The 17,914-nt window shown below is 66.7% G+C and carries 19 protein-coding genes; 9 read left to right on the forward strand and 10 right to left on the reverse strand.

The window, feature by feature from the left end:
• Positions 1 to 19: 19 nt before the first annotated feature.
• The gene (locus ACQHGV_RS13910) at positions 20 to 1,540 is read right to left on the reverse strand and encodes an ATP-binding protein (RefSeq protein ID WP_440978646.1); all 1,521 of its coding nucleotides are present in this window, start codon (positions 1,538 to 1,540) and stop codon (positions 20 to 22) included.
• A gap of 257 nt (positions 1,541 to 1,797) precedes the next feature.
• Between ACQHGV_RS13910 and ACQHGV_RS13915 the strand changes: the two genes are divergently transcribed.
• Positions 1,798 to 2,058: a helix-turn-helix domain-containing protein gene (locus tag ACQHGV_RS13915; RefSeq protein WP_440980214.1), complete on the forward strand. Its 261-nt coding sequence runs from the start codon at positions 1,798 to 1,800 to the stop codon at positions 2,056 to 2,058.
• A gap of 903 nt (positions 2,059 to 2,961) precedes the next feature.
• Here ACQHGV_RS13915 and ACQHGV_RS13920 read toward each other — a convergent pair.
• Genes ACQHGV_RS13920 through ACQHGV_RS13935 form a run of 4 tightly spaced genes read right to left on the reverse strand, consistent with a single transcriptional unit; the run spans position 2,962 to position 5,278 of the window.
• Positions 2,962 to 3,861, reverse strand: a complete 900-nt coding sequence (locus ACQHGV_RS13920) for a pirin family protein (protein WP_440978647.1) — start codon at positions 3,859 to 3,861, stop codon at positions 2,962 to 2,964.
• Positions 3,854 to 4,300 (reverse strand): NUDIX hydrolase, encoded by a 447-nt coding sequence (locus ACQHGV_RS13925; protein ID WP_440978648.1) that lies wholly within the window; start codon positions 4,298 to 4,300, stop codon positions 3,854 to 3,856. Before ACQHGV_RS13925 ends, ACQHGV_RS13920 begins: the two co-directional genes overlap by 8 nt.
• Positions 4,297 to 4,989 carry a glutathione S-transferase gene (locus tag ACQHGV_RS13930; RefSeq protein WP_440978649.1) on the reverse strand — a complete coding sequence of 231 codons (693 nt, stop codon included), beginning with the start codon at positions 4,987 to 4,989 and terminating at the stop codon, positions 4,297 to 4,299. Before ACQHGV_RS13930 ends, ACQHGV_RS13925 begins: the two co-directional genes overlap by 4 nt.
• 4 nt (positions 4,990 to 4,993) lie before the next feature.
• Positions 4,994 to 5,278 carry a BolA family protein gene (locus ACQHGV_RS13935; protein ID WP_183949876.1) on the reverse strand — a complete coding sequence of 95 codons (285 nt, stop codon included), beginning with the start codon at positions 5,276 to 5,278 and terminating at the stop codon, positions 4,994 to 4,996.
• Between the two features lie 40 nt (positions 5,279 to 5,318).
• Here ACQHGV_RS13935 and ACQHGV_RS13940 point away from each other — a divergent pair, with 40 nt between their 5' ends.
• Positions 5,319 to 5,933: a J domain-containing protein gene (locus tag ACQHGV_RS13940; protein WP_440978650.1), complete on the forward strand. Its 615-nt coding sequence runs from the start codon at positions 5,319 to 5,321 to the stop codon at positions 5,931 to 5,933.
• 133 nt (positions 5,934 to 6,066) lie between these two features.
• Here the strand turns inward: ACQHGV_RS13940 and ACQHGV_RS13945 are convergent, their stop codons facing one another.
• Complete coding sequence (locus ACQHGV_RS13945; protein WP_440978651.1) at positions 6,067 to 6,831, reverse strand: VOC family protein; 765 nt, start codon at positions 6,829 to 6,831, stop codon at positions 6,067 to 6,069.
• Between the two features lie 203 nt (positions 6,832 to 7,034).
• On the opposite strand from ACQHGV_RS13945, the gene cobS reads away from it, so the two are divergent.
• The 6 genes from cobS (at position 7,035) to ACQHGV_RS13975 (ending at position 12,568) form a co-directional block, all read left to right on the forward strand.
• Entirely contained in the window at positions 7,035 to 8,039 is a 1,005-nt protein-coding gene (cobS, locus tag ACQHGV_RS13950; protein WP_058743933.1) for a cobaltochelatase subunit CobS, read from the forward strand.
• Between the two features lie 43 nt (positions 8,040 to 8,082).
• The gene (locus ACQHGV_RS13955) at positions 8,083 to 8,523 is read left to right on the forward strand and encodes a DUF2778 domain-containing protein (RefSeq protein WP_440978652.1); all 441 of its coding nucleotides are present in this window, start codon (positions 8,083 to 8,085) and stop codon (positions 8,521 to 8,523) included.
• A complete protein-coding gene (locus ACQHGV_RS13960; protein WP_409788739.1) occupies positions 8,513 to 8,782 on the forward strand; it encodes a hypothetical protein in 270 nt (89 codons plus the stop codon). The genes ACQHGV_RS13955 and ACQHGV_RS13960 overlap by 11 nt, the downstream gene beginning before the upstream one ends.
• Positions 8,782 to 10,605 (forward strand): cobaltochelatase subunit CobT, encoded by a 1,824-nt coding sequence (gene cobT / locus ACQHGV_RS13965; protein ID WP_440978653.1) that lies wholly within the window; start codon positions 8,782 to 8,784, stop codon positions 10,603 to 10,605. Before ACQHGV_RS13960 ends, cobT begins: the two co-directional genes overlap by 1 nt.
• Positions 10,602 to 10,847: a ribbon-helix-helix domain-containing protein gene (locus tag ACQHGV_RS13970; protein WP_183949867.1), complete on the forward strand. Its 246-nt coding sequence runs from the start codon at positions 10,602 to 10,604 to the stop codon at positions 10,845 to 10,847. The genes cobT and ACQHGV_RS13970 overlap by 4 nt, the downstream gene beginning before the upstream one ends.
• Before the next feature lie 668 nt (positions 10,848 to 11,515).
• On the forward strand, positions 11,516 to 12,568 hold the full coding sequence (locus ACQHGV_RS13975; RefSeq protein WP_440978654.1) for a PepSY-associated TM helix domain-containing protein: 1,053 nt from the start codon (positions 11,516 to 11,518) through the stop codon (positions 12,566 to 12,568).
• On the opposite strand, the gene ACQHGV_RS13980 is transcribed toward ACQHGV_RS13975, so the two are convergent.
• On the reverse strand, positions 12,516 to 12,872 hold the full coding sequence (locus ACQHGV_RS13980; RefSeq protein WP_312489275.1) for a GntR family transcriptional regulator: 357 nt from the start codon (positions 12,870 to 12,872) through the stop codon (positions 12,516 to 12,518). The two genes, ACQHGV_RS13975 and ACQHGV_RS13980, sit on opposite strands and share 53 nt — an antisense overlap.
• 73 nt (positions 12,873 to 12,945) lie before the next feature.
• The gene (locus ACQHGV_RS13985) at positions 12,946 to 13,545 is read right to left on the reverse strand and encodes a nitroreductase family protein (protein ID WP_440978655.1); all 600 of its coding nucleotides are present in this window, start codon (positions 13,543 to 13,545) and stop codon (positions 12,946 to 12,948) included.
• A 129-nt stretch (positions 13,546 to 13,674) separates the two neighbouring features.
• On the opposite strand from ACQHGV_RS13985, the gene ACQHGV_RS13990 reads away from it, so the two are divergent.
• A complete protein-coding gene (locus tag ACQHGV_RS13990; protein WP_183949860.1) occupies positions 13,675 to 15,261 on the forward strand; it encodes a peptide MFS transporter in 1,587 nt (528 codons plus the stop codon).
• Between the two features lie 406 nt (positions 15,262 to 15,667).
• Here ACQHGV_RS13990 and ACQHGV_RS13995 read toward each other — a convergent pair whose 3' ends face one another.
• Positions 15,668 to 16,660 (reverse strand): aldo/keto reductase, encoded by a 993-nt coding sequence (locus ACQHGV_RS13995; protein ID WP_440978656.1) that lies wholly within the window; start codon positions 16,658 to 16,660, stop codon positions 15,668 to 15,670.
• A complete protein-coding gene (locus ACQHGV_RS14000; protein WP_440978657.1) occupies positions 16,657 to 17,901 on the reverse strand; it encodes a dicarboxylate/amino acid:cation symporter in 1,245 nt (414 codons plus the stop codon). The genes ACQHGV_RS13995 and ACQHGV_RS14000 overlap by 4 nt, the downstream gene beginning before the upstream one ends.
• Positions 17,902 to 17,914: the final 13 nt, after the last annotated feature.

A 17,914-nucleotide genomic window follows, 5' to 3' on the forward strand; every position in this document is an offset into this window, starting at 1 on the left:
GCGCCAGCGACCATAGCGACTACTTTCGGCTACTCCCGCGCTTCGGTCCCGAGATGCGCGACAATTCCTTCGCCCAGCCCCTCATCAGCCGGTCGTATTCGTTCGCGATGGCCACGTTGCCCGACGACCTTCTCCGCTCGATACGCGAAAGCAGGACGTCCAGCGCGGTGCGGGGATCGACGCCACCAAGCCGGCCATCCGCGGTCGATGGCTGACCCTCGCTGGCGCCACCCGCAGTCGGTTGCGGCGACGCAGGTCGGTCCAGTTGGTCACCGCCGCGATCGGCTCCGGCCGTGGTTGCCGCCGCGCCGGTAACCATCGACCTCTGCCGCTCTGCCTTCGCGGCACGGACCTTCGCCCTTAGATGCTCAATCGCCTTGGGGAGTCCGGCCGCCTGGAGTTGTTCCCACACCTCCTGCGAGACGGACACCTGCTGCTTCGAGGTCGTCACGCCGAAGGCCTCGTCCAGCGAGGCGGAGAACTCCACCTCGACACGTATGTACCGGTCGTTGTTGATGAAGGTCGTCCAGGGCGTCCGCGACTGGACGTCGACCACCCGGCCGTTCCGGCTGAATACGATGCCGTGGTACTTCTTCAGGATGGGAAAGCGGGCGTTTGCGTTGAGGCCGATGGCGTCCCGGGATTTGTCAGCCGCGCCGAACGTCGGCGGGAGCCAGGCGTAGCGCAGGACGATCTCGCCGGCGGCGCCGTCCTCCAGCCCGATCCTTAGCGTAATAGGCTCCAATGGATTGGCGCGATCTTCGTCCAGCGAGTTCAGCGCGCATCCCGGCGACAGGAACAATGGATCGATCGGTCGGACCGGCTCACCGTCGATGTGGATGGCGGTCGCGCCGAGCAGCTTGTGGTAGGCGACTCCGAACTGGCGGATGAGGTTGCGCCGCAATCCGCCGGCAGTCGCCCAGTGCAGCCTGTCTAGCTTGTCGATCACGACGACGGTCCCCGAGCGCCATCCATCGGGATGCAGGCGCGCGATCGCCTCGCTGACGAACACCGGGAGCGTAGCGGGTTGCGCCGACGGGATGGTCAGCCCGGCCTCCTCGTCGGTGTATGTGCCAGCGTCGAGCAGGTCCAAGTCCAGGCATACCGCGTGAACCTTGCCGCCTTTGACCTTCGAATAGATAGTGAAGCGGCGCCCCATGCTGACCGTCGCGCAGGGCAGGCCGTAGCCGAACCTACCGAGCCCGCTTCGGTCGTTCTCGCGGTGGGTGCCGCCCCACATCATCGCGAAGCGCAGCATCTTAGGTTTCATGCCGTGGCCATCGTCGATGATTGCCAATTGAACCGGACGGGTGGGTTGCCCCGCTTCGGCGAAGCCGGACACCAGGTCCACCCGCTGAGCGTAAGCCTGGATTGAGTTGTCCACGAGCTCGGCGATGGCCTCGACGTTGCTCCTGTAGCCTATGTGCCTGATGCCGCGCACGAACGCCTCCGGGGCGACCAGACCCGGATCAGCATCTAGCTTCGACGCACGGCTAAATCGTCGCTGAGCGTTCAACGCCTCACCGGAACCGTTCCTCATGCAGCCCCACCCCGAGTCATGTTGCTAGGCTCTAACGGGTTATCTCCTAACACCATCGATATGGTGTATATAGACACCAGGCCAGAATGCAACCTTCGCTGCTCTAGCGACAAGGACGGACGGCCGACCTTGAATCGAAATCACAGGTCTGATCGTCAGCCCGCAATCCGAGGCCTGTTCAACTCGATGTCAGAAGACAATTGAAGGTAGCGTTGCGACTGTCGTTTGGGCACATGTCTAGGATGGCTCAGTCCGCGATGCAGCAGTTGGGAAGCCGTGTGCGAGCTGCGCGTAAGAAGGCTGGTCTTTCGCAGGCGGCTTTTGCCGAGAAGTGCGGAATAGACCGTCTCTACCTAGGGCGCATAGAACTCGGCAAACAGAACCCGACGGTAGTGATGCTAATGCGCATCGCCTCAGAAGCTGGCACAGATGCCGCGACACTCCTCGTGGGGATCGTTATAGACCGGGATGGTGCCTTGGCACCCTCGAAGCGCAGGATGCGATCGGAGACCGCCTAGTGATTTCTTTGGTAAGATTGAATGGACTGTCGGAGGCCTGTACATACCGAGAGGTTCTTAGCGGTTTGCTTCTCACCTTTCTTGGGCGCCACATAAACGAAGGTTTGGTGCGTTCATTTGCTGCCCGAAAGCAGACAGGCCGTTCTCTGCCAAAGGGGGGCGTTTAGCCCCCCTGCCCCACCGCCCGAACAGGCGGCCGCTTACCGGCGGCACAGCCTGAAAGCAGACAGGCCACTCTCGACCCATTCAGCCGATTAGGCACCCTGCCCCGCGAACTGAACGAACGGCTGCTTACGGCGAACGCTGCCTGTAAGCGGACGGGCCGCTTTCCTGAAGGGTTTCGGGCGCCGGCAGGCGTACGAAAGTCTTGGAAGCCCGAACCCGCGGGCCGCACATATCTCGGGCGGCTTTCGATCCGAAACGGATGCGCGGCCCTTGCTGTGTTTCACACCTACACTGGCGTTCGTTGATGTGTATTTGTCAGCGTTCATTATCGTGTCGGCGGGTCAACACGAGCAGAAATTGCGCTATCGTTGATGTGCGCGATCATTTCTGACATCGATGGTGTTTTAGCGGTTCGCTATTTGGTGGACTGTTTTCGCGTGGCTGGTGTTGGTCCGTGGCCTTCGACTGCGCTCAGGCTGAACGGATGTCGGATCAGGCCCGGGATACCAAACCCCGTTCAGCCTGAGCGCAGTCGAAGGCCACGCCCAAACCTCACCTCAAACCAACTCCCCTCCCGCAGGCGGGAGGGGCGGGGGAGGGCAAGGTGTCTCGCAGAGAGCCTGGCTTGTGGCTCTTGCCCCTCCCCAACCCAGTTTCCGGTAAACGATGCCCCGCATCGTTTAGGTCATGCTGGGAGCATGACCGACCTGAAACTCCCTGCCGGGAGAGGGGCTTCAATCACGGATAACTCACCGTCTTCGGAATCTCCGGAATTTCGATCCGCTCCAGATCGTCCCCCGGCACCGCCGGAAACTCCCGCGCCTTCCAGGCCCGCTTGGCCTCCTCGATCCGCTCGCGGCGGGACGAGACGAAATTCCACCACACATGCCGCGGCGTCGCGAACGCGTCCCCGCCGCACAGCATCACCCGCCCGCCGTTTGTCGACCGCAAGGTCGCCGCGATCCCCGGCTTCAGGATGTAGAGCCGCTGCGGCTCGAGCGGCATCCCCTCCAGACTCGCTTCGCCCAGCGCGCAGCAGACCGCGCGCTCCTCGGCCGAGGAATCGATGGGAATACTCCCACCCGGCTCCAGCGCGATGTCGGCATAGATGGTGCCGGCATAGGTCGTCGTCGGCGCGCTTTGCCCCCAGAGGTCGCCCATGATGACCCGCGCAGTCGCCCCCTGCCCCTCGATCACCGGCAGCGCTTCGGCGGGAACATGCTCGAACGCCGGGTCGATCTCTTCCAGCGCCTCGGGCATCGCCAGCCAGGTCTGGATACCCGACAGCGTCGGCCCCTGCGGCCGCACGTCGCTGGGCGAGCGTTCGGAATGGACGATACCGCTGCCCGCCGTCATCAGGTTCACCGCGCCCGGCTCGATCACCAGATCGCTGCCCAGTGAATCGCGGTGGCCGATCGCGCCGTCGAACAGATAGGTGACGGTCGACAGGTTGATATGCGGATGCGGCCGCACGTCGATCCCCGCACCGGGCAGCAGCTGCGCCGGGCCCATCTGGTCGAAGAAGATGAAGGGGCCGACCATCGTCCGCTCCTTGTTGGGCAGCGTCCGGTGCACCTTGAACCCGCCCAGATCGTGGCTGGAGGGTTGCAGGGTGCGCAGCAGGAAATCGTCAAACATGAGTCGGCTCCGTGGCGTCGAGCAATGCGACCAGATCGGTCGGGAAATAGGGTTCGTCGTGCGCCGCCAGCTCCTGCCGGGTGAACCAGCGCCAGCTTTGCATGACGCGTTGTTCGAGGACGGTATGCCCCGCGCCCGTCACCTCATGCGTGTCGATGTCGACGCGGAAATAGCGTTCGTCGGCCTCGACCTCGACGCCCTCGATGGTGCGGAACTCGACCTGCCGCCGCGCGACCTGCGGCCCGCAATCGCGGTCCAACCCGGCTTCCTCCAGCAACTCGCGGCGCGCGGCGTCCTCATAGCTTTCGCCCGGATCGACCGCGCCGCCGGGCGTGCACCAGAAGGGCGGGCGATCATCGGGGGTGAAGCGGAACATCAGGGTCCGGCCCGTCCCATCCACCAACAGGATGCGCGCGGCGGGACGGGGCAAGCGGGTCATTCGGCGTCAAGCTCCGGATAATGGCGGAAGATTCCGTCCTCATTGAACGCCTGTCGCCGGTCGCTGTCCAGATAGGCGGCGATACCGGGCAGCGTCGTCACCCGGTCGTGCAGCGCGATCAGCGCGGGATAATCGCCCTCGACCGCCGCCATCCGCTTGGGGAACATGTAGCGCAAGCCAGCGATCAGTTGGAACAACGAGGTGTCGACTGGGGACCAGCGCCCGCCCGCCATCCAGTCGCGGTCCTCCAGCGCATCCTCGAAATAGCCGAGGAATTTGGGGATGCGTTCCTCGCGAAACTGCGCGGCGGCGCGCGCGGCCTCGGACTTCTGTTCGTGATAATAGGCGCCGGTCGCGACCGGGTGATGCACATTGTGCACCTCGGCCACCATGTCGCTGATCGTCAGTTGCAACTGGTTCAGCCAGACACGCTCGCCCACCGGCGCCAAGTCGTGCCGCTCGGTCAGCCAGTGGAGGATGTTGGCGATCTGCGCGATCGCCTGTCCCTCGGCGCGCAAATAAGGCGGTGCGAAGGGCAGGCGGCTACCTTTGCGCATATCGGCGAGCAGCGCCTCGGCCCCCTCCTCGACGCCCCGGTCGCGGTAAGCCAGACCTGCGGCCTCCAGCGTCAGCCGGACGAACTCGCCGCGTCCCGGCAGGCCGGGCCAGTACCACAGGTCATAGGGCATGGGCTTATTCTCCGGGTGCTTTCGCGCTGATCGCCAGCGCGTGGATGCGCTCCGACAACAGATCGGCGAGCGCGTGGTTCACCCTGCGCTGGCGGGCGACGCGCGATTCCCCGGCGAACAGGGGCGATTCGACGATGACGCGGAAATGGCTTTCGCCTGTGCCGTCATCGCCCAGATGGCCGCGATGCATCGCGCTTTCGTTGATGACGTCGAGGTGCGTGGGCGACAGCGCCTCGGTCAGGCGGGCGGTGATCTGGTCGGCGATTGGGGCGGTGGTGATATCGGTCATGGCCCCTATATAGACGGTTTTTCGGGACAAGCGGATAGCAGTGGCGCGTCGGTCGAGCAGCGATACCCCCAAGGATAAACCCGGCGCACGGTTTCACGGCCGGGTCGAAAATACCGGTCGCGCCTGCGATCATCCCGGTTGCGAGGACGCGGGCGAGTTCCGTGCGCCTCCGGCCGAGGGCACGCGCAGCGGCGACGGGCCGGGCCAGTTCCGCTGGTTCTGCCTGGAGCATGTCCGCGCGTTCAACAGCCGCTATAATTTCTTCGACGGGATGAGCGCGGACGAGATCCACCGCGCACAACGCCCCTATGCGGGCTGGGAGCGCGAGACGCGCGCCTTTGCGCAGAACGGCACCGATCCAGGGCCGCGCTGGGCCGATTTCTCCGATCCGCTTGACGCCATCGCGGCACGCTATCGCCGCGAGGCCGCGCCCGAGCGCAAGGATGGCAAGCCGCTGTCGGGGCAGGATCGCGAAAGCCTGAAAGTGCTGGGGCTGGAGGCGGACGCCGATCGCGGGGCACTGCGCCGGCGGTATAGCGAACTGGTGCGGCGCTATCACCCCGACCGCAATGGCGGCGACCGGAGCGATGAAGGGCGGTTGCAAAAGGTCATCGCGGCGTACCAGCAGCTGCGCCAGGCGCCGGCGTTTGCATGATTCATCCTCCCCGGCACGGGGAGGTGGCAGCGCGAAGCGCTGACGGAGGGGGGTTTCCACAAAGGGCATCCCTTGCGGCCAGCCCCCTCCACCATGCTTCGCATGGTCCCCCTCCCCGTGCCGGGGAGGAATTTTACGTCCTCGGCCCGACCAGTCCGAATCGCGCCCCCTGCGGATCGCGCGCGGACAGGGAATACTCCCCGCCGGGGATCTCCATCGGCCCGAATTCGACCGTACCACCCGCATCGGCCACCCGCGCCGCCGCCGCGTCGATGTCGTCCACCGCGAAATAGAAATGCCAGCCCGGCTCACCCCCCGGCGGCACGCCCATCAGCGCGCCGAGCATCACCGGCCCGTCCGCCAGGAAGCGATATTCGCCCAGCTCGCCCATTGGCATGCCCCCCTGATGGCTCCAGCCGAAATGCCGCCCGAAAAAGGCCAGCGCGCGGTCGGGATCGCTGGCGATCCGTTCGTTCCAGACGACATGGCCGGCGGCCGGGCCGGTGCCATGCTCGATAAAGGCGCGCGACGGCTGCGGGTCCTGCGGCGCCATGATGTAGAAGGGCGCACCCAGCGGATCGGTGACCAGGGCCATCCGCCCCACCCCTTCCATCGTCCAGGCGGGCATCAGCACCTGTCCGCCATCCTCGACGATGGTCGCCAGCGATTCGTCGACATCGACGACCGGAAGATAGCCGAGCCAGACCGGCTTGCCCGGTGCGCCCTCGGGGCGCTGCATCAGGCCGCCGATCGCCTCGCCCTCGGGCGTGGCGAAGATGCGATAGTCGATGCCGGTCATGCCGCTGTCGCCCACCTGCCACCCGATCACGGCGGCGTAAAAGGCCTGCGCGGCGCCCGCATCGTCGGTCAGCAATTCGTACCAGATGAAATTCGCCATATCCCCACCCCTCTTCATGCTTTCCTCGACAGCGGGCGGTGTTGTCGCCTCTGCCTGTCGACTCGCGGAGGGCAGAATGACGGCGATGCGCCGCGCGCGCAATCGCTCCGCCGGGGCGTCCACCCGCCATCTTCGTGCGATCACCGGCATTGAGTAGGGAGCCGCGCTTGGCTTAAGGCGTTGAGCGACGAGACGAGGGCCTGATGACCAACATCCCGAATACGCTTCCCGACAGCCGCGATACGACGATTCTCGACGCACCCGACAAGATGGTGTCGGTGCGCGACCTGTTCGGCATCGACACCGACATGGAGGTGCCTGCCTTCTCCGAGGCCGATGAGCGCGTCCCCGATCTCGATCCCGCCTATGTGTTCGATCCCGACACGACGCTCGCGATCCTGGCCGGTTTCGCGCACAATCGCCGCGTGATGGTGCAGGGCTATCACGGCACCGGCAAGTCGAGCCATATCGAGCAGGTCGCCGCACGGCTGAACTGGCCATGCATCCGCATCAACCTGGACGCGCATATCAGCCGCATCGACCTGATCGGCCGTGACGCCATCGTCCTGAAGGACGGGCAGCAGGTGACGGAGTTCCGCGAGGGCCTGCTCCCCTGGGCGCTCCAGACGCCGACCGCGCTCGTCTTCGACGAATATGACGCCGGCCGCCCCGACGTGATGTTCGTGATCCAGCGCGTGTTGGAGACCGAGGGCAAGCTGACGCTCCTCGACCAGAACCGGGTGATCCGCCCGAACAAGTGGTTCCGCCTGTTCGCGACCGCCAACACGGTGGGTCTGGGCGACACCAGCGGGCTCTATCATGGCACGCAGCAGATCAACCAGGGCCAGATGGACCGCTGGAACATCGTGGTCACGCTCAACTATCTGCCCGCCGCCACCGAGGCGCAGATCGTGCTCGCCAAGTCGGGCGAATATGACAAGCCCGACGGCAAGCAGCTGGTCGAGAACATGGTCCGCGTCGCCGACATGACCCGCAAGGGCTTCGTCAACGGCGACATCTCGACCGTGATGAGTCCGCGCACCGTCATCACCTGGGCGCAGAACACGCTGATCTTCGGCGATCCGGGCTTTGCCTTCCGCCTGTCGTTCCTCAACAAGTGCGACGAGAACGAGCGCGCGCTGGTCGCGGAATATTATCAGCGCGTCTTCGGCAAGGACCTGCCCGAAAGCGTCGTCGGCCGAGCCTGACACGGTGGCGATCGCCTGCTCCTTCACGCTCAACCGACGGCCGATGTCGACCCTGGTCGCACCCGGCCTCGGCATGTACCCGGCTTTTTCCGGGCAGAAGGACGGGCGGAACAATCCGGCCGCCATGGGCAAGCCCGACATCGGCCCCTTGCCCACCGGCCGGTATTTCATCGTCGACCGCGAATCCGGGGGACGGCTCGGCTGGCTGCGGGATATGGTGCTCGAGAATGTCTATGGCACCGATCGCGGCAGCTGGTTCGCCCTGTACCGGGACGATGGTCGGATCGACGATGTCACCATGGTCAACGGTGTCCGACGCGGCGCCTTTCGATTGCATCCGGTCGGGCCGCGCGGGCTGAGCGAAGGCTGCATCACGCTCAACAGCCCGAGCGACTTCCTCGCCCTGAGCCGCAAGCTGCGCGCCGGCCCGATGATCGCGGTAGCCGGCGGCGGCAAGGCGTATGGAACCGTCGATGTCGCCTGAGCGCAAGCATCGTCTGACCCTGCGCGTGCTCGCCATCCTGCTGGTATGGCTGGTGCTGGCGCTGATGTGCGGGCGGATTCCCTTTGCGCCATGGGCGACCGACCTGTTGGTCGATGTCACGGCGCGACTGGGCATCTATGGAATCGAGAGCGTCGAGAATTTTTATATGATCGCGTCGCTGACGCTCTGTCTTATCGTCGCGATCCTGATCGTGGTCGGTGCCGAGCGTGTCCGGCGCCGTCGTGGAATGGCGAAGTAATGGCGAACGAAACCCCACTCGACCGGTTCAAGGCGGTGCTCGGCGGCACGGCGCGCGCACTCGCGCAGGAGCCGGAGGTCGAGCTCGCCTATACCGCCGATGCGCCGACGGCATCGGGCAAGCATATCCGTGTGCCGATGCCGGGTCGCGCGCTGCCGCCCGAGCAGGTGGCGGAAGCGCGCGGGTTCGCCGACGCCTTTGCGCTGCGGCTGAAGCTGCACGACACCACGCTGCATGCCAAGGCCGCGCCGGTCGAGGCGGTGGCGCGTGCGGTCTATGACGCGGTCGAGACGGCGCGGATCGAGGCGCTGGGCGCGCGCGGCTATGCCGGGATCGGCGACAATCTCGCCCATGCGCTCGATGTGCGGCTCCGCTCCGACCCGATGACGCGGGCGCGCAACCGGGACGAGGTGCCGCTGTCGACCGCGCTTGGTCTACTCCTGCGCGAGCGGATGACGGGGCGGCCTTCTCCGGCCGAGACCGCGCCCGCGCTGGCGCTGGTCCGCGACTGGCTGGAGGGGGCGACCGATCTCGACGCGCTGGCGGGCGCGATGGACGACCAGAAGGCGTTCCAGATGCTCGCCGCCAAGATGCTCGCCGACCTCGAACTCGCCGAGCCGCCCGCCGAACCCGATCAGGCCGATGAAGGCGGTAACGACGAAGAGGGCGAGGACGAGCAGCAGCAGGACGAGAGCGAAGAGGATAACGACGACAAGGGCCAAGGCGACGGCGAGGTCGAGGCGCGCGCCGAGAAGCGTGACGCCGACAGCGAGGACGGCGAGTCGCAGGAACAGAGCCAGGATTCGCTCGACGATCTCGACGGCGAACCCGGCGAGGATGGCGACGAAGGCAGCCAGCCGACGCGGCCCAACCGCCCGCTGACCGATCTGGCGTCGCAGTTCGACTATAAACCCTGGACCACCCAATATGACGAGGTGATCGCCGCCGGAGAGCTGTGCGACGCCGACGAACTGGCACGGCTTCGCGGTTATCTCGACCAGCAGCTGGCGCATCTGCAATCGGCGGTGTCCAAGCTCGCCAACCGGTTGCAACGCCGGTTGATGGCGCAGCAGTCGCGCTCCTGGGATTTCGACCAGGAAGAGGGCATTCTCGACGCCGCGCGGCTAGCGCGGGTGGTGGTCAATCCCGGCCAGTCGCTGTCCTACAAGATCGAGCGCGATACCGATTTCCGCGATACGGTCGTCACGCTCCTGATCGACAATTCGGGGTCGATGCGCGGGCGGCCGATCGGCATCGCTGCGATCTCCGCCGACATCCTCGCGCGCACGCTGGAGCGGTGCGGGGTGAAGACCGAAATCCTCGGCTTCACCACCCGCGCCTGGAAGGGCGGACAGAGCCGCGAGACATGGCTCGCCGCCGGACGCCCGCCGCAGCCGGGGCGGCTGAACGACATCCGCCACATCGTCTACAAACAGGCCGACGAGCCGTGGCGGCGCGCGCGCAACAATCTGGGCCTGATGATGCGCGAAGGACTGCTTAAGGAGAATATCGACGGCGAGGCGCTGATGTGGGCGCACAGCCGGTTGATCGCGCGGCCCGAGGAGCGGCGCATCCTGATGGTTATCTCCGATGGCGCGCCGGTCGACGACTCCACCCTGTCGGTCAATTCGGGCAGCTATCTGGAGCGGCATCTGCGCCAGGTGATCGGCTGGATCGAGAGCAAGAGCCCGGTCGAGCTGATCGCGATCGGCATCGGCCATGACGTGACGCGTTACTATGCGCGCGCGGTGACGATCATGGACGCCGAACAGCTGGGCGGCACGATCATCGAGCAGCTGGCCGCCCTGTTCGACACCGAATGAGCCGGATCGCGGCCCCGGCGGAAGGGTTCGTCGGCCCGGTCAAGCGCTCGATCACCATCGCCGGGCACCAGACCTCGATCAGCCTGGAGCCGGTCTTCTGGACCGCGTTGGAGGAGGCCGCCGTGGCGCATGGCCTGCCGCTGTCGGCGCTGGTGGCGGAGATCGACGCGCTGCGGATCGTCGCGGACGACCCGCCGAACCTGGCGAGCGCGATCCGGTCGTGGCTGTTCCTGCGGCGGTGATGGGGCGCGGAGGGCGCCGAGAGGGGTCTCACTGGCCTCGCCGCCATGCCCGTCTCTGCGCCTCTTCGCGAACCAAATCACCCCCCTCCGTTCAGCCTGAGCGCAGTCGAAGGCAAAGGGGTGAACCTTGTCCTTGGGGCAAGCGATCGACTTGGGCTTCGACTTCGCTCAGCCTGAACGGAGGGGGCGGATCAGGGGGCACCTTCTCGGATGGCGCCACCGATCATAAGCCCTCTCCGCGCCTCCGCGTCTCCGCGCGAACCAATCCTCCGTTCCACCTGAGCGTAGTCGAAGGCCACGGGACAGCCCTTATCACGCAGGACCTCTTGCTTCCCTGCGGCAAGCGATCGGCGTGGGCTTCGACTTCGCTCAGCCTGAACGGAGGAGAGGGATTGGTGAATTAAGATGCGCCTTCTCCAATAAACCACCGGTCACCGGCCCTCTCCACGTCTCCGCACAATCCAATCCCCCGTTCCGCCTGAGCATAGTCGAAGGCCACGGGACGCCCTCAACCACACAGCCCCCCTTCCCCATCGGGGCAAACGACCCACGCCGGCTTCGCCCCCGCTCAATCCAAACGATGGTTGAGAATGAGTACGGACAGGCCCACCCGCGATTGACGCCGCCCGTCGGGTCCGGCAGGGCGCGCCGTCTGTTTCGGGGGTCATGTGGCCGGAATTTCGCTTCGCGACTCGGGAGTGCGGGTCCATCGCTGGCTGGGGCTGGCGATCGGGCTGCTCGCCATCGCGCTGGCGCTGTCGGGAACGCTGCTGGCCTGCGCGCCGCTGATCGAGCGGATCGCCGCCCCCGCCCGCTATCGGATCAGCGGCGAGACGCGGCGCGACGCCGGTGCCTATGCCGATACGGCGTATCGCCGCCTGCGCCCCGGCGAACGGATCGCGGCGCTGTCGATGGAAGGGGGGTCGTCGCCGGTCATCGTCACGCTGGACCGGGTGAGCGACCGCGCGCGGCGTCAGCTGTTCCTCGATCCCCCGACCGCGCAGGTGCTGGCCAGCGGCTGGGCCGATGACGGGGTGACGGGTATGGTGCGCTGGCTGCATGGCGGGGTGTTCCTGTCGGGCACCGGTCGCTGGATCGTCGCGATCGGGGGCTTGGGGGCGCTGCTCGCCAGCCTGACCGGACTATGGGCGTCTCTATTCCGCCAGCGTGCGAAGCCCGCCGCCAAAGGTCCGCCGCGAAAAGAGACGCTCAAAGCCTCGTGGCACGCCCGCATCGGGCTTTGGTCGGCGATCCCGGTGCTGGCCATGACGGCGTCCGGTATCGTGCTCGCCGTGTCGCCGGGACACGCCGTCGCCCTGTCGACGCCGCCTGTCCCCCGCCCCGCCCTGTCGGTCCGGCATGTCGTCGCCAGCGCGCGTCACTGGTCGCGGGGGCGGCTGATCGCGGTCGAGTGGCCGACCGAACGCTCACCCGACTGGACGCTGCATTTCGACGATTCGGTCTATGAAACGGTCAAGGTCGCCGACGATACCGCCGGCGCGGTCTCCGCCCCGGCGCTGGCCGTGCCGGTCGCGCTGTCCTGGATCAGGCGGCTGCACGAAGGGCAATCCATGCCCTGGATCTGGATTCCGCTCGCCGCACTGACCGGGGTGCTGGCGATCTGGGTCGCGACGACCGGCCTGATCGGCCGAGCCCGCCGCCCGGCGGTCAGACCCGCTCGGCGTTCAGCAGATCGGCGACGTCGAGGTCCAGCAGCGTGATGTGATCGCGGATGCGCGGCCATTGCACGCGCAGGAAGGTCTCACGCTCGGCGGAGCGCAGCCGGTCGGCCGCGCCCGGCATCACGAACATGCCGACCCCGCGCCGCACCTCGACATAGCCATCGTCCTGAAAGCTCTGATACGCCTTGGCGACCGTCAGCGGGTTGGCCCCCTGCTCCGCCGCCAGCGCACGGACCGAGGGAAGCTGGTCGCCCGCCCGGTAGGTGCCGTTGAGGATACCCGCCGCGATCGTTCCGCGCAGGCGGATGTAAACCGGGCTGTCGTCACCGCTAAGAGCTGTCATGCCAAGTTAATACAGCAGCGGACCGGCAAAGTCGAGGGGCAAACCGATAACGTTTGCAGACGGCCCGATGCGGTCACGCGACGGGGCCGGTCCAGTGCGAGACGATCCGGTCCATATCGGGACGCGGGCGTTCGTCGAGCGGCCGGCCGGGCGTCCCGAGGAACAGGAAGCCCGCGATCCGCTCGGGCGCCTGGCCGAAGGCATCGCGCACCGCATCGGAAAAGCTGGGCCAGCCGGTCAGCCAGCCGCCGGCGAACCCCATGGCATGCGCGGCGTGGAGCAGGTTCATGCAGGCCGCGCCGGCCGACAATTCCTGTTCCCACAACGGAATATGGCTGCCGGTGCGCGGGGAGGACAGGACGACGACCAGGCTGGGTGCCTGATGCGCGAACTGTTCCAGCGCGGCGATCTCGGTCGCGCTCGCCTGCGGCCGTTCGGCCCGGTAGGCGGTGGTGATCACCTCGGCCAGCTTGGCGCGGGCGTCATCCGCCACGATCACGAAGCGCCAGGGCGCCAGCTTGCCATGATCGGGGGTACGCGCCGCGATGCGCAGGATATGGTCCAGCTGATCGGCATCGGGGCCGGGTGCGATCAGGTCGCGCGGCTTGCCCGAGCGGCGGGTTTCCAGCAGCGTCAGCGGGGTCGAACGGTCGTTGAAGGCCATGTCACTCATGCGATCGATCCTTACGTCTTCGCGCATGATATTTACAGTCGCGGCTTTGGCGTTAGGTTACCGAACCATTACGCCCCTTCCGCGTGCCCCCGGCGCGCCGGGGGCGATCCCGATGGAGTGAACGCCGGCATGGCGACTGCGTATGAGGCCGCCGCGCGCGGCAAGACGGTTTTGGGGCATCCCCGGGGCCTGTTCCTGTTGTTCTTCACCGAGATGTGGGAGCGTTTTTCCTATTACGGAATGCGCGCCATCCTGGTCTTCTACCTGACCAAGCATTTCCTGTTCTCCGACGAACCGGCCTTCGGCATCTATGCCGCCTATACCTCGCTGGTGTACGTCACGCCCGTCATTGGCGGCTATCTGGCCGACCGCTATCTGGGGGCCAGACGCGCGGTGCTGGCGGGCGGATTGTTCATCGCCTTCGGCCATATCCTGATCGCGGTGATGGAGGGGCCGCAGGGCGCGACGGGGGCCTATCTGGAGGGCTTCTACCTCGCGCTCGCCTCGATCGTGATCGGCACCGGCTTCCTGAAGGCCAATATCTCGGTGCTGGTGGGACAGCTCTACGCCCGCGACGACATGCGCCGCGATCCTGCCTTTTCGATCTTCTATATGGGCATCAATGCGGGCGGCGCGCTGGGGCCGATCGTGTGCGGCGTGCTGGGCGAGACGGTAGGCTGGGCTTACGGCTTCGGCGCGGCGGGCGTCGGCATGCTGCTGGGCTTGGCCGCCTTCATCGCGTTGAAGCGGGAGCTGCACGGCGCGGGCGAGGCGCCGTCGCTGCCCGTGCTGCGCGCGCCGGTCGTCGCCGGCCTGTCGCGCGAATGGCTGATCTATCTGGGTGCGATCGTCGCCACCCTGATCACCTGGCAGCTGATCCAGCATCAGGATGCGGTCGGCACGCTGCTGGTCGTCTTTGCCGCCGCGACCGTCGCCTTCATCCTGTGGCGCGCGGTGTTCACCCTGCCCAAGGTCGACCGCGACCGCATCTTCGCCGCGCTGTTCCTGATCGCGCTGTGCCCGCTTTTTTGGGCGCTGTTCGAACAGGCGGGTTCCTCGCTCAACGTCTATACCGATCGCTCGGTCGACCGGACGCTGATGGGCTGGACCATCCCGGCCTCGGCCTTCCAGTCGGTCAATTCGATCTTCATCATCCTGCTGGCGCCCGCCTTCGCCGCGCTGTGGACGATCCTGGGCAAGCGCGGGCTGGAGCCGAGCGCACCGTTCAAGTTCGGCATCGGCCTGGTCGGCGTGGGCGCGGGCTTTCTGGTGCTGGTGGCGGGTGCGGCGGCCTATGCCGGCGCACCGACGCCGGTGATCTTCGTGATCCTGGTCTATCTGATCCACACCATGGCCGAACTGTGCTTCTCGCCCGTGGGGCTGGCGGCCATGACGCGGCTGTCGCTGCCCAGCATGACCGGGCTGATGATGGGCACCTGGTTCCTGGCGACGGCGGGCGGCAACTTCATCGCCGGCCTGATCGCGCAGGCGACCGGTGGCGAGGGCGCGGGGCCGGACACGGTGCTGGCTGTTTATAGCCGGATCGGCTGGTACTCGATCGGCATCGGCGCGGTGGTGCTGGTCGTCTCGCCGCTGATCGCCAAGCTGATGCACCTCGACCTGCTGAAGGCCGAAGCCGCGTTGGCGGGCGACAAGGAACTGGCCGAGCCGGCGGCGGCCGGGGTCGATACGCGGCTGGAGCAGAAGCCGCATTGATGGGGTCCGGGCGGTCGGGGCGCGTGCCCGACCACCCCTTTCTCCTACCCCGACCACCGTTCAGGCTGAGCGAAGTCGAAGCTTATCCGCCTGACTTTGCGCGGATTGGATTCGATCTCGCGAAGACGCGAAGATTTTTGTTCGCGCGGAGGCGCGGAGGCGCAGAGAGGTTCGGAGGCGCTTCGGCGCACTCGCGCAATTCAGCGTTCCGCTTTGCCGCACCGCTGTTATGTTAAGCCAGCCTGGCGGCTGGATACGCCCCCCTCCGCGTCTCCGCGTCTCCGCGCGAAACACCCTACCTCCGTTCGCACTGAGCGAAGTCGAAGTGCATGAGATGCCACTCGCGGAAAGTCCGGTGCGTGGGCTTCGACCTCGCTCAGCCTGAACGGAGTTGGGGACGCCTGGCTCAGAGCCGCGTCATCGCCATCGCCCGCTCGCCATAACGCGGCCCCGCCGTACCGCCACGCGGCGATGCTTCGTCGAGCCAGGTCAGTTCCTCCGCCGACAGCGTCAGATCCGCCGCCTTCACCGAATCCTCCAGCGTCACGCGCCGCTTGGAGCCCGGGATCGGCACGATGTCGTCGCCTTGCGCCAACAGCCATGCCAGCGCCACCTGCGCGGCACTCGCGTCATGCGCGGCGGCGATCTGCCTCACCACCTCGACCACCTTCATGTTGCGGTCGAAATTCTCTTCCGAGTAGCGCGGGTCGTTCCGGCGGTAATCGCCCTCGGGCAAATCCTCGCGCTTCGTGATCTGCCCCGTGAGGAACCCGCGTCCCAGCGGGCTGTACGGCACGAAGCCGATGCCCAGTTCGCGCACCACCGGCAGGATGTCGGCTTCGACATCGCGTTCCCACAGCGAATATTCGGACTGGACCGCCGCGATCGGATGGACGGCGGCGGCGCGGCGGATCGTCTCGGCGCTCGCTTCGGACAGGCCGAGCCGGCGGACCTTCCCCTGCTCGACCAGCCGCCCCATCGCGCCGACCGTGTCCTCGATGGGGACATTAGGGTCGACGCGGTGCTGGTAGAACAGGTCGATCGTCTCGACGCCCAGCCGCTTGAGCGAGCCTTCACACGAACGCTGGACATTGGCGGGGGTGGAGTCGACACCCGTCATCCCGTTCTCGTCATAGCGAAAGCCGAATTTGGTCGCGATGACGACCGCATCGCGCTTGCCGCGAATGGCGCGCCCGACCAGTTTCTCATTGACCAGCGGACCATAGATTTCGGCGGTGTCGAACAGGGTCACGCCCAGCTCGATCGCGCGGTGGATGGTCGCGATGCTCTCCGCCTCGCTCGCCTCGCCATACATGTTCCGGCCGATACCGGCCATCGGCATGCAGCCGAGGCCCAATGCGGAAACCTCGAACTCGGGGCCTAGCGTGCGATATTTCATGGAACGTCCTTGCCGGTTGTGCCGCTCCACCGCGAAACGGTCGCGGTGGCGGCAAGGTCCATGCTGACATTGCCCAGGGTCCGGAAAATGTCCGGAATCGTCTCCACCGCGATCAGCAGCCCCAAAGGCGCGGCGGGCACCCCCAGCGCGACGCAGACCGGCGTGATCGAGGCGAAGAAGGTGATCTGCGACGGCAGGCTCGCCGAGCCCAGCGATACCAGGATCGCCACCACCACGGCGGCCGCGACCGAAGTCAGGTCGGGCGCGATCCCGAACCAGTGTGCGATGTAGAGCGAGACCGCGACGTTCATCGCCGGCTGGGTCGCGCGGAACATCGCGACCGCCATGGGCAGGACCAGCCCGGCGGTCTCCGGCGCGATGCGCAAGGCCCGGGTCCCCTCGATCATCGCCGGCAGGCTGGCGAGCGAGCTTTGCGTCGAGACGGCGACCGCCTGGGCCGGGGCCAGCGCACGGGCGAAGCGGGCGGGTGAGGTCCGCCCCAGCATCGCCGCGACGCCGTACGCCATCAGCATCACGACGACGCCGACGCTGGCGATGATCGCGATATAATGCGCCAGCGCCCCGAACGCCGCGCCGCCGGCACTCGCCCCCACGACCAGCGCCAGCGCGAACACCCCCAGCGGCGCCAGCCACAAGACCCAGCCGATCAGGACCAGCATCGCGTCGCGGATCGCGGTGAACACACGCAGCAGCAGGTCGCGCGCCTCTCCCTCGATCCGGGTGATGGCGAAGGCGAAGGCCAGGGTGAACAGGATCAGCGACAACAGCGCATTGTTGGTCGCCGCCGCGAAGATGTTGGTCGGCACGATATTGGTGACGAACTCGGCGATCGGCGGCGACGGCGCGACGGGCTCGGCATGGCCCAGCGCGGCGCGCAGCGCCTGGCCCGCCGCGCGCGGCATGGGGGCGAGGCTCAGCAGGATCGGCGTGACGAGCGCGGCCATGCTGGCGGTCAGCGCGTCGAGCGACAGGAAGGTCATGATCGCCCGCCCCGCTATCCGCCCGGCCTGCGCCGCCTGCGCGGTCGCCGCGACCCCGGTGATCAGCAGCGTGACGACCAGCGGGATGACCGTCATCTGCAACCCGTTGAGCCACAACGTACCGATCGGCCGCGCCACCGCGACGACGGTCTCGGCCCCGCCGGGCGCAAAACTCGCGACCGCAACCCCGGCGATCAGCCCTGCGGCAAGGCTCAGGAGGATCAGCGTGGCACGCGACATGACAATTCAACCT

The organism is Sphingomonas pseudosanguinis, assembly GCF_052056765.1.
GTDB classification, from domain to species: domain Bacteria; phylum Pseudomonadota; class Alphaproteobacteria; order Sphingomonadales; family Sphingomonadaceae; genus Sphingomonas; species Sphingomonas pseudosanguinis.

What these genes read in the sequence shown, in the direction of transcription:
- ACQHGV_RS13930 (WP_440978649.1), bottom strand. Translation starts at nt 4,989, where the DNA reads ATGCCCTATGACCTGTGGTACTGGCCCGGCCTGCCGGGACGCGGCGAG.
- ACQHGV_RS13985 (WP_440978655.1), bottom strand. Translation starts at nt 13,545, where the DNA reads ATGAGTGACATGGCCTTCAACGACCGTTCGACCCCGCTGACGCTGCTG.
- ACQHGV_RS13990 (WP_183949860.1), top strand. Translation starts at nt 13,675, where the DNA reads ATGGCGACTGCGTATGAGGCCGCCGCGCGCGGCAAGACGGTTTTGGGG.
- ACQHGV_RS13960 (WP_409788739.1), top strand. Translation starts at nt 8,513, where the DNA reads ATGTCGCCTGAGCGCAAGCATCGTCTGACCCTGCGCGTGCTCGCCATC.
- ACQHGV_RS13970 (WP_183949867.1), top strand. Translation starts at nt 10,602, where the DNA reads ATGAGCCGGATCGCGGCCCCGGCGGAAGGGTTCGTCGGCCCGGTCAAG.
- cobT (WP_440978653.1), top strand. Translation starts at nt 8,782, where the DNA reads ATGGCGAACGAAACCCCACTCGACCGGTTCAAGGCGGTGCTCGGCGGC.
- cobS (WP_058743933.1), top strand. Translation starts at nt 7,035, where the DNA reads ATGACCAACATCCCGAATACGCTTCCCGACAGCCGCGATACGACGATT.
- ACQHGV_RS13995 (WP_440978656.1), bottom strand. Translation starts at nt 16,660, where the DNA reads ATGAAATATCGCACGCTAGGCCCCGAGTTCGAGGTTTCCGCATTGGGC.
- ACQHGV_RS13980 (WP_312489275.1), bottom strand. Translation starts at nt 12,872, where the DNA reads ATGACAGCTCTTAGCGGTGACGACAGCCCGGTTTACATCCGCCTGCGC.
- ACQHGV_RS14000 (WP_440978657.1), bottom strand. Translation starts at nt 17,901, where the DNA reads ATGTCGCGTGCCACGCTGATCCTCCTGAGCCTTGCCGCAGGGCTGATC.
- ACQHGV_RS13925 (WP_440978648.1), bottom strand. Translation starts at nt 4,300, where the DNA reads ATGACCCGCTTGCCCCGTCCCGCCGCGCGCATCCTGTTGGTGGATGGG.
- ACQHGV_RS13915 (WP_440980214.1), top strand. Translation starts at nt 1,798, where the DNA reads ATGCAGCAGTTGGGAAGCCGTGTGCGAGCTGCGCGTAAGAAGGCTGGT.
- ACQHGV_RS13920 (WP_440978647.1), bottom strand. Translation starts at nt 3,861, where the DNA reads ATGTTTGACGATTTCCTGCTGCGCACCCTGCAACCCTCCAGCCACGAT.
- ACQHGV_RS13910 (WP_440978646.1), bottom strand. Translation starts at nt 1,540, where the DNA reads ATGAGGAACGGTTCCGGTGAGGCGTTGAACGCTCAGCGACGATTTAGC.
- ACQHGV_RS13935 (WP_183949876.1), bottom strand. Translation starts at nt 5,278, where the DNA reads ATGACCGATATCACCACCGCCCCAATCGCCGACCAGATCACCGCCCGC.
- ACQHGV_RS13955 (WP_440978652.1), top strand. Translation starts at nt 8,083, where the DNA reads ATGTCGACCCTGGTCGCACCCGGCCTCGGCATGTACCCGGCTTTTTCC.
- ACQHGV_RS13945 (WP_440978651.1), bottom strand. Translation starts at nt 6,831, where the DNA reads ATGGCGAATTTCATCTGGTACGAATTGCTGACCGACGATGCGGGCGCC.